The sequence below is a fragment of the Acinetobacter sp. GWC1_38_13 genome (assembly GCF_001767535.1).
Lineage (GTDB): Bacteria > Pseudomonadota > Gammaproteobacteria > Pseudomonadales > Moraxellaceae > Acinetobacter > Acinetobacter junii.
Genome location: NZ_MELG01000050.1, coordinates 1 through 13150 on the forward strand (window position 1 = coordinate 1; position 13150 = coordinate 13150).

The 13150-nt window shown below is 38.4% G+C and carries 14 protein-coding genes; 7 read left to right on the top strand and 7 right to left on the bottom strand.

Features of this window, described 5'->3' with window-relative positions; all coding sequences use genetic code 11:
* From A2003_RS05250 to A2003_RS05265, 4 genes are all read right to left on the bottom strand, one after another.
* Positions 1–739 (bottom strand): ParA family protein (locus tag A2003_RS05250; protein WP_286686908.1); only part of this gene is annotated, 739 nt, incomplete at its 3' end.
* Positions 740–759: 20 nt separating this feature from the next.
* Positions 760–1392, bottom strand: a complete 633-nt coding sequence (rsmG, locus tag A2003_RS05255) for a 16S rRNA (guanine(527)-N(7))-methyltransferase RsmG (protein WP_005402532.1) — start codon at positions 1390–1392, stop codon at positions 760–762.
* Positions 1393–1564: 172 nt separating this feature from the next.
* Positions 1565–2254 carry an N-acetylmuramate alpha-1-phosphate uridylyltransferase MurU gene (murU, locus tag A2003_RS05260; RefSeq protein WP_286686909.1) on the bottom strand — a complete coding sequence of 230 codons (690 nt, stop codon included), beginning with the start codon at positions 2252–2254 and terminating at the stop codon, positions 1565–1567.
* Complete coding sequence (locus A2003_RS05265; RefSeq protein WP_004911562.1) at positions 2254–3267, bottom strand: aminoglycoside phosphotransferase family protein; 1014 nt, start codon at positions 3265–3267, stop codon at positions 2254–2256. The genes murU and A2003_RS05265 overlap by 1 nt, the downstream gene beginning before the upstream one ends.
* Before the next feature lie 118 nt (positions 3268–3385).
* On the opposite strand from A2003_RS05265, the gene A2003_RS05270 reads away from it, so the two are divergent.
* Positions 3386–5848: an LPS-assembly protein LptD gene (locus A2003_RS05270; RefSeq protein ID WP_042891006.1), complete on the top strand. Its 2463-nt coding sequence runs from the start codon at positions 3386–3388 to the stop codon at positions 5846–5848.
* Positions 5848–7161: a peptidylprolyl isomerase gene (locus tag A2003_RS05275; RefSeq protein ID WP_039047958.1), complete on the top strand. Its 1314-nt coding sequence runs from the start codon at positions 5848–5850 to the stop codon at positions 7159–7161. Before A2003_RS05270 ends, A2003_RS05275 begins: the two co-directional genes overlap by 1 nt.
* A 96-nt stretch (positions 7162–7257) precedes the next feature.
* Here A2003_RS05275 and fba read toward each other — a convergent pair whose 3' ends face one another.
* The 3 genes from fba to A2003_RS05290 form a co-directional block, all read right to left on the bottom strand.
* Positions 7258–8295: a class II fructose-bisphosphate aldolase gene (fba, locus tag A2003_RS05280; RefSeq protein WP_004954063.1), complete on the bottom strand. Its 1038-nt coding sequence runs from the start codon at positions 8293–8295 to the stop codon at positions 7258–7260.
* 207 nt (positions 8296–8502) lie between these two features.
* A complete protein-coding gene (gene rhlB, locus A2003_RS05285) occupies positions 8503–9654 on the bottom strand; it encodes an ATP-dependent RNA helicase RhlB (RefSeq protein ID WP_004911568.1) in 1152 nt (383 codons plus the stop codon).
* 99 nt (positions 9655–9753) lie between these two features.
* On the bottom strand, positions 9754–9966 hold the full coding sequence (locus A2003_RS05290) for a cold-shock protein (RefSeq protein ID WP_004911569.1): 213 nt from the start codon (positions 9964–9966) through the stop codon (positions 9754–9756).
* Positions 9967–10320: 354 nt separating this feature from the next.
* Here A2003_RS05290 and A2003_RS05295 point away from each other — a divergent pair, with 354 nt between their 5' ends.
* The 5 genes from A2003_RS05295 to A2003_RS05315 all read left to right on the top strand — a co-directional run bounded on the left by A2003_RS05295 (position 10321) and on the right by A2003_RS05315 (position 13050).
* Positions 10321–10560: a sulfurtransferase TusA family protein gene (locus tag A2003_RS05295; protein ID WP_004962240.1), complete on the top strand. Its 240-nt coding sequence runs from the start codon at positions 10321–10323 to the stop codon at positions 10558–10560.
* A gap of 131 nt (positions 10561–10691) precedes the next feature.
* A complete protein-coding gene (gene rpoH / locus A2003_RS05300) occupies positions 10692–11561 on the top strand; it encodes an RNA polymerase sigma factor RpoH (protein WP_004911572.1) in 870 nt (289 codons plus the stop codon).
* A gap of 107 nt (positions 11562–11668) precedes the next feature.
* On the top strand, positions 11669–12034 hold the full coding sequence (locus A2003_RS05305) for a DUF423 domain-containing protein (RefSeq protein ID WP_039047957.1): 366 nt from the start codon (positions 11669–11671) through the stop codon (positions 12032–12034).
* Positions 12035–12043: 9 nt separating this feature from the next.
* Positions 12044–12241 (top strand): sulfur carrier protein ThiS, encoded by a 198-nt coding sequence (gene thiS / locus A2003_RS05310; RefSeq protein WP_004911577.1) that lies wholly within the window; start codon positions 12044–12046, stop codon positions 12239–12241.
* Between the two features lie 23 nt (positions 12242–12264).
* A complete protein-coding gene (locus tag A2003_RS05315; protein ID WP_039047956.1) occupies positions 12265–13050 on the top strand; it encodes a thiazole synthase in 786 nt (261 codons plus the stop codon).
* The last annotated feature ends 100 nt before the right edge of the window (positions 13051–13150 follow it).

Here is a 13150-nt window from a genome sequence, read left to right on the forward strand (position 1 = left end):
CCGCAGCCAAATTTAAATACGCAACAGCACCCTTAGAACTCTTTTCGAAATAGATCACAGGTAAACCATGTGCTGGCGCTTCAGCCAAACGAATATTACGAGGGATAACTGTATCATATAGCTTTTTACCAAAATATTGCTCAAGCTCAGAGGATACATCACGTGTTAACGCATTTCTTGCATCATACATGGTACGTAACACACCAATGATTTCCAAGTTTGGATTGAGTGCTTTTTGTATACGGTCAATAGTTTGCGTTAAGTCAGCAAGGCCTTCTAGAGCATAGTACTCACATTGCATCGGAATGATCACACCATTCACTGCTGCAAGGGCATTTACAGTAATCAAGCTTAGACTTGGAGCACAATCCACAATAATATAATCAAAAGCTGAATCTACCTCTTCTAATGCTTTTTTGAGGATAAATTCACGACCTTCTTGCTCAGCGATTGCTAGCTCTACTCCTGCAAGCTCACGGTTTGCACCCAAAACTTTATATCCTACTTCTGCTTTTTGAATTGCAGTTTCGATCGGCACTTCACCTAATAAGACATCAGTAACAGAATACAAAAGATCATTCTTTTGTACGCCAGACCCCATTGTTGCATTACCTTGCGAGTCCATATCAACTAACAAGACACGCTTCTTTAAAATCGCCAAAGAAGCAGCAAGATTAACTGCGGTTGTTGTTTTCCCTACGCCACCTTTTTGGTTAGCAATTGCAATAATATGTGCCATGATTACCCTTAATATTTTTATTAAATTCGTTGAAGCAAAAGCAAATGACGTTGTTCATCTAATCTTGGTACTTTCAATTCGACAATCTGAGACTGATATTGACCTTTTAATTGATCAAGTTCATCAGTTGGAATCAAACCTTTCATTGCTGCAATAATACTTTTTTCATGCATATATGGCTGTGCAGCATCTACAAAGTCAGTTAGTGAAGCGAATGCTCGACTTGTAATTACATCGAACTGACCAAGTTCATTGATACTGTCTTCATTTTCAACACGTGTTTGCACTGCAATTACATTTTTCAGATTTAAATCAGCAATAAACTGTTTTAGAAAACGAATTTTCTTGCCATTTGAATCAAGCAAAACACAATCACGTTCTGGTTGACATAAAGCAATAATCATTCCAGGCATTCCACCACCTGTACCTACATCTAATAAACGCCCTTTTGGTAGATCATTCAAGATACTTAAACTATCTAATAAATGTTTAACCAGCATTTCTTTAGGGTCGCGTATTGCTGTTAGGTTATATGCCTTATTCCACAATACTAGCGCATCTTGATATTTTAATAAGAGTGTTAAAGCCTCTTCGCTGAGGTTTAATCCTAAAGCTTGACTACCTTGCTTTAATTCTTGAAAAAAATGATGCATGACAGTGTAACATCTCGATAAATTTGCTGTGCAGTATACCGATTTCTGATACAAGACACAGTAGGACTTGTTGAACGATTATGCAGTTAATCATCTATGTTCATGATAAACTGCACAATCCATCAAATTTTCTGCCTTGGTTCAACAACATCAAAGCACGACAAACATCTTCTTAGTCAAATTCACCTTGTTTAATTTTATTATCAAGCTCTTCTAACCGCTCAGGGGTACCAACATCAACCCAAATACCCTGCATTTTCTCAGCTGAAACTAATTCTTGTGACATTGCCTTTTTAAGTAAAGGTGCTAATGGTCTCTTACCATTCTCCAGACCTTTAAACATATTCGGTGATAATACCGCAATACCACTATAGGTTAATGCTTCACCCAATTGCTCCTGCTCGAATGTATAAGCCAAATCATTCGATAAAATGAAATCACCTTTCAAATGCTGAGGAGGATTATCAACCAATACTAAATGCGCTTGCTTGTCACCTAAATGAACATTCAGCAATGAAGAGAAATCCATAGTTGTCCAGACGTCACCATTTACTAGAATGAAAGGCTTATCGCCCAATAAAGGCAATGCATTGATAATACCACCTGCCGTCTCAAGTCCCTCACCCTCATGTGACCATAAAATAGTTACACCAAATTGAGAACCATCACCAAGAGCAGCCGCAAGTTTGTCTCCCAACCAAGCAGTATTGATCACAATTTCAGAGACACCTATCTTTTGCAATTTTTCGATGTGCCAAACAATTAAAGGCTTTCCACCAACTTCAAGCAAAGGTTTTGGTGTATGCAACGTGAGCGGTCGCATACGATTTCCAAGACCTGCGGCAAGAATCATAGCTCTCATTATGCAGCAACCTCATAATCACCATATTTTGCAATGAACTTTGGCATAACGATTTCACGCATAAATTGCATAAAGTCATTCAATTCATCATAACCTTGACTTTCTTCAAGCAGATACCACATCACTCTTGGCAGATCTTTTAGATAACCTGATTTTCCATCACGCTCGAATAAACGAACAAAAATACCTAAAATTTTAAGATGGCGCTGAATCGCCATAAGATCAGCATCACGCTTAAACTGCTCAAAACTCCGATTTTCTTTCGCTTTTGCTGGCAACAAGTTATAAAAGACTTCAAACCATTCATAAACGCGCTCGGCATTCCACTGTACATAGGCATCTCGTGTAATCGAGATTAAATCATAAGTATCAGCACCAATTACCGCATCTTGGAAATCAATAACACCGAGTTCTTGCTCATTTTCAATTTTCATCAGATTACGACTGTGAAAATCACGATGAACGATTACTTGAGGTTGATTAGTGGCTTCAATCGCAAGAAAATCGAAAGCTTGCTCAATTGTTTCTAATTGCTGTTCTGTTGGTTGAATATTTAATGAAGGTAGCATCCATTCTGTTAACAGACGCATCTCTGTCATTAATTTCTCATATGAATATGCCGGCAAATGAGATTTCCCGTCAATTTGCTGCAATTCAATAAGTTGTTTAAAGCTCTGGGCATAATATTGATCAACTGTTTTATCATTTAACAATGTTGACAACACTACATCACCAAAATCTTCCAACAATAATAATCCTTGCTCCAAATCTTTAGCAACGATATGAGGAACTCTCACCCCATTCGCATCAAAGAATTCATCAATCGTCACAAACGGAACGCAATCTTCTTTTTCAGGAGGCGCATCCATGAGCATATATGTTTTGTTTTGTAACCCAACTCGTGCATAGCGGCGGAAACTCGCATCTCCAGCAAGAAAGTTGATTTCAAACTGATCAGATTTGAGAACGGCTTCAAGCCAAGTTTGTATCAATTGTTCACGTTGTGTATTCATTTGCAATAAAATCTAAAACTAGCTGAGATTTTGAAAGCTTAAGTGTAGCCACTTATCAACTTTTTCTCTATGATGCGACAATAATTAATTGTGAATTAGCATACTGGTTAATGAGACAATGAAACATCAGTTTAAATTTAATCCTTTAGCAACTGCTATTTTGACACTCTTGTGTGGCGGCTCGATTCAATCAGGTTTCGCAGCAACCAACACGTCTCATGTCTCTACACTAGACAATGCTCAACTCAAAGCCAAAATTCAGAAAGACCAAGAAACCTACCCTGGCGAAAGTTTTTTTCAGCAATACTATGTAGACAAATCAGCACCAGAAGCTCAATTGCGTGACAATCGCTATCTAAGCTCATCTTTTTGCCAAGGTACATGGATTACGCCCATCAACCCTGAAAGCAGACCCAAAGATGCGAATAGCACCACCTCTGTTATTACGGCAGACTATGGTCACTACAATCCAAATGGTGATTCGGTTTTACGAGGTGACGTAATTATTGACCAAGAAGGTCGCAATATTCGCGCAGATGAGGTTACTTTAGATTCATCTCAAACATATGCAAATGCGAAAGGTCGAGTTCAACTCGCTCAATCAGGTTTACTCACCCAAAGCGATCAAATCAATTACAACTTAAAAACCCAAACTGGCGACTTAAATAACAGTTTTTATATTTCTGAACAACAACATGCTCATGGCCATGCAAGCCAAATCAAACGCCAAAATGAAAATTTGGTTATTCTTAAGGATGCTAGCTATACAGCTTGCCCACCTGAACAAAAACCTGCTTGGAAAATTCAGGCTAAACAAATTGAACTGAATCAAGAAACTGGTCGTGGTGTGACTAGAGGAACTAAACTATATGTAAAAGATGTTCCTGTCTTAGCTGTTCCTTATTTTAATTTCCCAATTGATGATAGGCGCACCACTGGTCTTTTAAGTCCAAATTTTGGTTATAGCAATGATGGTGGTGCTCAACTTACTGTTCCTGTTTATCTTAATCTTGCACCTAATTATGATCTAACACTCACACCAAGCTTTATGAGCAAACGTGGAGCAAAGTTGGATGCAGAATTTAGATATATGACTGAGAATTTTGGTTCAGGACGTATTTGGGGTGGCTACCTACCAAATGACAACGAATACGACAACAAAGATCGTGATGACTTACATTTTGAACACAATTGGAACATCACAGATCAATGGTCTACGAACCTAGAATTTAACCATGCATCAGATAAAGATTATTTCTCTGATTTTAATTCAAGCCCAAATTCAAAAACTGATTTGAACCTACGTCGTGCATGGGAATTGAATTATAAAAATGGCATTCCTGGCTTAAAAGCTCAGTTAAAAGTCGAAGATTTCCAAACCCTAGATGAAACGATTGAGGATAAAGACAAACCCTATGCTCGCTTACCTCAGTTCCTTCTCAATTATATAACAGGTAATCCACAAGGTTTACAATACGAGTTTAATAATGATACAGCTTATTTTAAAAAGTCTATAAATGATGGCTCAGCTTTAGAATCAAGCGGTACTCGTATCTATAACCAATTTGCTGTTCGTTATAACTACATAACACCATCATGGTTCTACGCTATTCCTGAATTATCCGTACGTACGATTAATACATTCTACGATCAAGATACTAAAGAGGGTTTAGGCTTATCGGCTTCCGATGATTTAGAGAAGTCTGTCGTTGTGCCGCAATTTACGTTCGCAACTGGTGTAACTTTTGAGAAAGATGGCAAATATCTTCAAAGCATCTCACCAAGAGCGTTCTATGCTTACTCACCTTATAAAAAGCAAGATGATCATCCAAACTTTGACTCTACAACAGCATCTATTAGTTATGATCAATTGTTTAACCCTTACCGCTTTTATGGGCACGACCGCTTAGAGGATAATAATTTCTTATCTTTGGGTGTTACATATAGCCTACTGGATACAGAAGGCTTAGAGCGTATTAGAGCGAGTCTAGGTCAAAGTTATTATTTTAATGACAGACGTGTAACCCTAAACGAAGAGCCTGATGAGTTCGACACGCAAAAAAGAACAGGTCCTATTATTAGCCTAGCGAGTCAATTGAATCAGAACTTCACCTTAGCTGCCAATTCTGCATGGATGTCTAATGGTGAAAATGCACAACGTGATTTTCAAGCCTATTACGTCGGCGATAAAGGTAATCTCTACAATGTAGGCTATTTTTATCGTAAAGATATTCCAGACCGTCAAGATTCTTATGATCAAGCTGTTGCATCCTTTATACAACCTGTAAAAGATAATTGGCGTATTATGGGGCATGCTCAATATGACTTAGACAATAATTTGATGCGCGAGTATTTACTTGGCGTCAATTATGAGTCTTGTTGTTGGGCTGTCTCTGTATATGGACGCTCGTACTACAACGATTTAGATGATCCTAATTCTCCTGATGTACGTAGAAAGCGTGCTGTAATGGCTGAGTTTACACTTAAAGGTTTAGGCGCCTTAAATAATAAGCTTGCCTCACTTTTAGAAAGCAGAGTTTTAGGTTTCAACAAAATTAATCAATCTTGGACACAACGTTAATGAAGATAAATTCTATTCAACATATCTTTAGAGCTACTGTTCTAGCCGCCCTAATTTCTTCATCAATGCATAGCTTTGCTCAACCTACGGATGAGGTTGTCGCAATTGTGGATAATAGTGTCATTCTTAAAAGTGATTTAGAACAAGGAATTGCTGAAACTGAGCATCAACTTAAAGCACAAAATAAAACTGTGCCACCACAACAATACTTACAGATGCAAGTTTTAGATCAGTTGATCATCCGACAAGCTCAATTAGAACAAGTTAAACGTTACGGTATTAAAGCCGACGAAAAAAGTTTAAATGCTGCTGTTTTGAAAGTGGCAAATCAATCTGGCGCTACTACCTTAGAAGCGTTCCAACAAAAACTAGACGCAATTGCTCCAGGTACATATGAAAACTTAAGAAACCGTATTGCTGAAGATTTAGCAATCGGACGCTTACGTCAACAACAAGTAATGTCGCGAATTAAAATCAGCGACTTAGATGTTGAAAATTTCCTAAATTCACCTGAAGGTCAAGCCGCATTAGGCACTCAAGCTCATGTGATTCATATGCGTATCTCAGGAGATAATGCAGCAGAAGCACAAAAAGTTGCCTTAGAAGTAAAAAATGCGCTTACGAATAGTGATGATCCAAAAGCAATCAGCTCTAAATTATCAACTTCTTCTGTGAAAGTTGATGGCGCAGACATGGGATTTAGATCACTTTCTGAAATTCCAACTGAACTCGCAGCGCGAATCACCCCATTGAAAATAGGTCAAACAACTGAACTTATTAATGTTCGTGATGGTATCCACGTTCTTAAATTACTTGAACGTAAACAAAATGATCAAAAAGCTTTAGTGGATCAATACCAAACACGTCATATTTTAATCCAACCTTCTGAAGTTGTATCTTTAGACCGTGCTAAACAAATGATTGATAGTCTATACAATCGTGCTAAAGCTGGCGAAGATTTTGCAACACTTGCTGCAACATATTCAAATGATACAGGTTCAGCTCGTGATGGAGGTAGCTTGGGTTGGGTTAGCCCGGGCGTTATGGTTGCTGAATTTGAACAGACAATGAAGAATACTCCTGTAGGTCAAATTAGCAAACCATTCCAAACACAATTTGGATGGCACATCCTGCAAGTGATGGATACTCGCCAACAAGACATGACCAAAGAAGTACAAGAACGTATGGCACGTCAGATTCTCGGTGAACGTCAATTTGATACCGAAGTAGATACTTGGATGCGTGAGCTTCGCGCCAATGCATATGTTGAAATTAAAGATGTCAATTTAGACTCAAAAGCGCAGCAAAAATAAATTCTGCCTCAAAAAATGCCAGCTATATGCTGGCATTTTTTTCATACAAATATAAAAATAGCGGCAAATGCCGCTATTTTTTAAATTACAAGTTAATCACTTGTAACGATCAACCATCTTCTCTAAAGAAATTGGGCGAATCTTATCTGCATTACCAGCTGTACCAAATGCTTCATAACGTGCAATACAAATGTCTTTCATTGCTTCAACTGTTTCACCAAAGAATTTACGTGGATCAAATTCACTTGGCTTCTCAGCCATCATACGACGCATCGCGCCAGTAGATGCCAAACGTAAATCAGTATCAATATTAATTTTACGAACACCATGTTTAATCGCTTCTACAAGCTGATCTACCGGTACACCATAAGTTTCTTTAATATCACCACCATATTGGTTAATAATCGCCAACCACTCTTGTGGTACAGAGCTTGAACCATGCATTACAAGATGCGTGTTTGGTAGTGCAGCATGAATTTCTTTAATTCGATCAATTGCCAAGATATCGCCTGTAGGTGGACGAGTAAACTTGTATGCACCATGAGAAGTACCCACAGCAATCGCTAAAGCGTCAACATCAGTATCAGCAACGAATTGTGTTGCTTCTTCTACAGAAGTTAGCAATTGAGAATGGTCTAGTACGCCCTCAGCGCCAACACCATCTTCTTCACCAGCCATACCAGTTTCAAGGCTACCTAAGCAACCAATCTCACCTTCAACAGAAACGCCACATGCGTGAGCCATAGCTACAACACGACGAGTAACATCAACATTGTAATCATATGAAGTTGGTGTCTTACCATCAGCTCCCAAAGAACCATCCATCATCACTGAGCTAAAGCCCAACTGGATAGAGCGTTGGCAGACATCAGGGCTTGTACCGTGATCTTGATGCATTACCACTGGAATATGTGGCCATTCTTCAATCGCAGCTAAAATAAGATGACGTAAGAAAGGTGCACCTGCATATTTACGCGCACCAGCAGAAGCTTGTACGATTACAGGTGAATTCGTTGCATCAGCTGCGAGCATAATTGCACGCATTTGTTCTAAGTTGTTTACGTTAAACGCTGGTACGCCGTAGTTATGTTCTGCAGCGTGATCCAAGAGCTGGCGCATTGAGATTAGAGCCATAATATCCTCCCAGGTAATGCGCCATATTCTACATGTTGATTTGTTTCAATTCAGCAACTAATCACAGGATTTCAAAAAAATTCTTAATCTTTTGTATCATTTGGGTAGCAAAACATACTAAAAAATAAAAAAAGCTAAATCGTCGCATGATTTAGCTTTTTAAATGATTCAACAAACAAATTCTAATTTGAAATTGCTTCAATCAAATCAACAATATCCTTCGATTCGCGTAAGGGGTAATTTCTTCCCAATCGCCTTTTCAATCTCAGGCAAATAGAACGCATCATCTTCTGATAAGAAGCTAATACTTACACCTTGAGCACCTGCACGTCCAGTACGACCAATACGATGAACATAATCATCTGATTGCTCAGGCAAGGTAAAGTTAATGACGTGCGATACACCATCAACATGAATACCACGACCAGCAACATCAGTCGCAATCATAATATTGTTTTTGCCTTGTTTAAACTGATCGAGCATCTTCAATCGTTTGTCTTGTGCAATCTCACCAGACAACATTCCTACTTTATAACCATCACGTTTTAAATGATCATATAAACGACGAACTTGATCTCTACGGTTTGCAAAGATCATGACTTTATCAATAGGTTCTTCACGAAGAATTTCTTGAAGCAATTTATATTTATCTTTGTTTTCTACAACGTAAACTCGTTGCTCGACATCATTATTGGTTTTCTGTTCAGGTTCAATTTCTACCGTAACAGGTTCAAATAACCATTGTCTTGCCAAATTCAATACATCGTAGCTAAATGTTGCTGAAAACATCAAAGTTTGGCGTTGCTCTTTGAATGGAGAAAAACGAACAATTCGTTTTACGGATGGGATAAATCCCATATCAAGCAGGCGATCAGCTTCATCAATCACTAAAAATTCAATTTTATCTAACCAAACTTCTTTTTGTTCAACAAAATCAATTAAACGCCCTGGCGTTGCAACAATAATATCAACAAAGTTGCGATCCAACATTTTCTTTTGTTTTTCAAAGTCTACACCTCCTAATAGAGTGACAAGATGTAGATCAGTGAACTTTGTCAAATGCTGGGCATCACTTTCAATCTGTAATGCAAGCTCACGAGTAGGAGCTAAGATTAATGCTCGTGGTTCACCACGAAAACGTTGCTCTTGTACTGGATTGGTTAATAAATCATTAATCACACTGATTAGAAAGGCAGCTGTTTTACCCGTCCCTGTCTGTGCTCGACCAATGGCATCATGCCCTGCTAATGTATATTTTAAAACCTTTTGTTGAATAGGAGTCATTTGTGTGAACCCCAAAGCATCAATGGCTTTTTTCAACTGCGGATGTAAATTTAAGGTTTCAAAACCAGACGTCATATATGCTCTCGAACCATCAATGACTAAAGAAAGTGGCTATTATAAACAAAAACGCCCCAAATAACATTGGAGCGCCTTTTATTGCGTTAAAGCAACAAATTAGTCTAAAGGCTGAACGTTTTCAGCTTGGAAACCTTTTTGTCCTTGAACTACGCTGAATTCTACGCGTTGGCCGTCACGTAATGAACGGTGACCTTCGCCTACAATTGCGCGGAAATGAACAAATACGTCATCACCACCATTACGCTGAATAAAACCAAAGCCTTTAGTGTCGTTAAACCACTTTACTACGCCTTGTTCACGAGCTGTCATAAGTCAATCCTCAGATATTGAAAGATAAGGACCTTCCGGTGTTGCAAACAGCAGAGCCAACAAGGTTTTAAAATATTTATAATTTTAAAGCTTGTAATCATTCTGTAAAACTATCAACAATTTCCGGTTACATCCATTTGTTATAGGGTTTAATACAAGAAATTTATATTAAACACTTTCTAAAACGCATCGAGCTTAACACGGGTTTATTCCAATTAATAGATTTATTTTTAGTAATTTCCTAGCACTCTATCTGTTTTATTCAACCATTTAGCGCTTTTTTTGCTAAAAATTTTCCGTGTAAAATAGTGAAAGTTTGTTAAGATAATTTTCAATTAAGCTTTGTTTATTACTATGTCTAAAATTGAAGGCTCGCCCGAAATAATTGATGCGCTAGGACAACCTTGCCCTATGCCACTTTTGATGTTGAAACGCGCTATTAAGAAATCGTCAGGATCAAAGCAATATCTTTTAAAATCATCAGACCCGCATAGTGAAATTGATGTAACACGATATTGCCAAATTCAACAACTTCAATGTCAAACACAGAAAATTTCAGACCGAGAATTTCACTATTTAATTGAATCTATTTGATTCTTTGCTAAACTCTCGGTAAAGATAAAATTGAAATATTTACATTTCTATACTCAAATTTCCTTAGTGATGAAGAACATTCGCATTAAGATGAAATTATTGACTTTAATACCATCCTATAAGGAGACTCCATGACTACTGACAGCAGCAATCAATTGATGCCCCTGTCATTGTCTGCGCCAGGCGTTAACCTTGGTGCATATATCAGTACTGTCAATCAAATTCCTATTTTAACGGCAGAGCAAGAGAAAGAACTTGCTGAACGTTATTATTATGATCAAGATCTGGATGCTGCCAAACTTTTGGTAATGTCACACTTACGATTTGTCGTACATATTGCACGCAGCTATGCAGGTTACGGATTACCACAAGGTGATCTCATCCAAGAAGGTAACCTAGGACTGATGAAAGCTGTTAAGCGCTTCGATCCTAATATGGGTGTGCGCTTAGTTTCTTTTGCTGTGCATTGGATTAAAGCAGAAATTCATGAATATGTTATTCGTAACTGGCGAATTGTTAAAATTGCCACTACGAAAGCTCAACGTAAATTATTTTTCAATTTGCGTAGTCTTAAAAAATCAAGTAAACGTTTGACTTTGGAAGAAGCTCAATCAATTGCAAATGATTTGAATGTGACTCCTGAGCAAGTGCTTGAAATGGAAGGTCGTTTAACCGCTTACGATGCTGCTTTTGAAGCGCAAGGTGATGATGACGATGATACACCGCACACCGCGCCTGCACTTTATCTAGAAGATAATCGTTACGACCCTGCACGCCTAATTGAAGAAGAAGATTACGAAGAACAAAGTACTTCTGCATTGCATGAGGCCATGGATCAACTCGATGATCGTTCTCGTAATATTTTACAGCGTCGTTGGTTAGACGATGACAAATCAACTTTGCATGAATTGGCTGCTGAATATAATGTTTCTGCTGAACGTATTCGCCAGCTTGAAAAGAATGCAATGGAAAAAATTAAAATTGCGATGTCAGCAAGTTAAATTCAGCACAAACACAAGGGCGACAATGCCCTTTTGTTTTATCCAGCTTTGTTAAAAGCTTCGAATATGTTAACTTTGTTCATCAATTTTCCAGTTCCATTTTCATTATGTGGATAGCAATTTCTGCGTTTAATCTTGCACTTGCAGTTATGTTAGGTGCTTTTGGCGCTCATGGACTTAAATCTATTGCCACAGTAGAGCAACTCGCTTGGTGGAGCACTGCAACACAATATTTTTTCTACCATGCTCTAGGTTTACTAATTTTAGCTGTACTCAAAAAAACCATACCAACATTTCCAATAAAAATTCCTTTTATTTTGATTCAAATTGGCATCATATTTTTCTGTGGTTCGTTATACATTATGTCGCTTGGTTTACCTCGAATATTAGGTGCAATCACTCCGATTGGTGGTGCATTTATGATTGCAGGTTGGCTATTACTCGCATGGTATGCGATTAAACATGCGAAATAAGGATTTATCATGCATATCTATTTAAACGGCGAGTCAACAGACACGTCATGTGAAAATCTACAGCAATTGATTCAAAGCTTGGCACTTGAAGGCAAACGCTTTGCTGTAGAGAAAAACCAACAGATTATTCCGAAAAGTAGACTTGAGCAAACAACAATTGCTCCTGAAGATCGTATTGAAATTATTCAAGCTGTTGGTGGCGGCTAATCGGCTAAAAATGGAGTAAGCCCATGCAAGATTCCCCTTTAATTATTGGTTCACGTACTTTCCAATCTCGTCTACTGGTCGGAACTGGTAAATATAAAGATCTCAATGAAACCGATTTAGCAATTCAAGCAAGTGGCGCTGAAATTGTGACCGTTGCAATTCGTCGCGTAAACATTGGTCAGCATGCCGATCAACCAAATTTACTCTCAGTTATTCCACCGGAGAAATATACAATTTTGCCAAATACAGCCGGTTGTTTTGATGCTGATAGCGCAATTCGCACCTGTATGCTTGCTCGTGAACTGCTTGATGGTCACAATCTGGTAAAGCTAGAAGTACTCGGCGATGAAAAAACCTTATACCCAAATGTAACTGCAACACTTAAAGCAGCGCAAACCCTTATTGATGATGGTTTTGAGATCATGGTATATACCTCGGATGATCCAATTGTTGCGCAAGAACTGGAAAGTATGGGCTGTGTTGCAATCATGCCTTTAGGTAGTTTAATTGGTTCTGGTCTCGGTATTTTGAATCCACATACCATTTCTATCATCAAAGAAAACGCTAAAGTTCCTGTGCTGGTGGATGCTGGTGTGGGTACTGCCAGTGATGCTGCGATTGCGATGGAACTCGGTTGTGACGGCGTACTGATGAACACGGCAATTGCTGCTGCTCAAAATCCAATTTTGATGGCTTCTGCCATGAAAAAAGCGGTTGAAGCAGGTCGTGAAGCATTCTTAGCGGGTCGTATGCGACGTAAACGTATGGCAAATGCGAGCTCGCCTGAGACAGGTTATTTCTTTAAGTAAGATAAGAAAAAGCAAAGGGAGCTGTTGTCTCACTGCTGTCCCACAAATATCACAAGAAGAACCTCAATTGAGGTTCTTCTTGTTTTCGCCATTTTTTATC

Bases quoted from the DNA above. Each gene is read 5' to 3' on its own strand.
- rsmG (WP_005402532.1), bottom strand. From the start codon at position 1,392: ATGCATCATTTTTTTCAAGAATTAAAGCAAGGTAGTCAAGCTTTAGGA.
- murU (WP_286686909.1), bottom strand. From the start codon at position 2,254: ATGAGAGCTATGATTCTTGCCGCAGGTCTTGGAAATCGTATGCGACCG.
- A2003_RS05265 (WP_004911562.1), bottom strand. From the start codon at position 3,267: ATGAATACACAACGTGAACAATTGATACAAACTTGGCTTGAAGCCGTT.
- A2003_RS05270 (WP_042891006.1), top strand. From the start codon at position 3,386: ATGAAACATCAGTTTAAATTTAATCCTTTAGCAACTGCTATTTTGACA.
- A2003_RS05275 (WP_039047958.1), top strand. From the start codon at position 5,848: ATGAAGATAAATTCTATTCAACATATCTTTAGAGCTACTGTTCTAGCC.
- fba (WP_004954063.1), bottom strand. From the start codon at position 8,295: ATGGCTCTAATCTCAATGCGCCAGCTCTTGGATCACGCTGCAGAACAT.
- rhlB (WP_004911568.1), bottom strand. From the start codon at position 9,654: ATGACGTCTGGTTTTGAAACCTTAAATTTACATCCGCAGTTGAAAAAA.
- A2003_RS05290 (WP_004911569.1), bottom strand. From the start codon at position 9,966: ATGACAGCTCGTGAACAAGGCGTAGTAAAGTGGTTTAACGACACTAAA.
- A2003_RS05295 (WP_004962240.1), top strand. From the start codon at position 10,321: ATGTCTAAAATTGAAGGCTCGCCCGAAATAATTGATGCGCTAGGACAA.
- rpoH (WP_004911572.1), top strand. From the start codon at position 10,692: ATGACTACTGACAGCAGCAATCAATTGATGCCCCTGTCATTGTCTGCG.
- A2003_RS05305 (WP_039047957.1), top strand. From the start codon at position 11,669: ATGTGGATAGCAATTTCTGCGTTTAATCTTGCACTTGCAGTTATGTTA.
- thiS (WP_004911577.1), top strand. From the start codon at position 12,044: ATGCATATCTATTTAAACGGCGAGTCAACAGACACGTCATGTGAAAAT.
- A2003_RS05315 (WP_039047956.1), top strand. From the start codon at position 12,265: ATGCAAGATTCCCCTTTAATTATTGGTTCACGTACTTTCCAATCTCGT.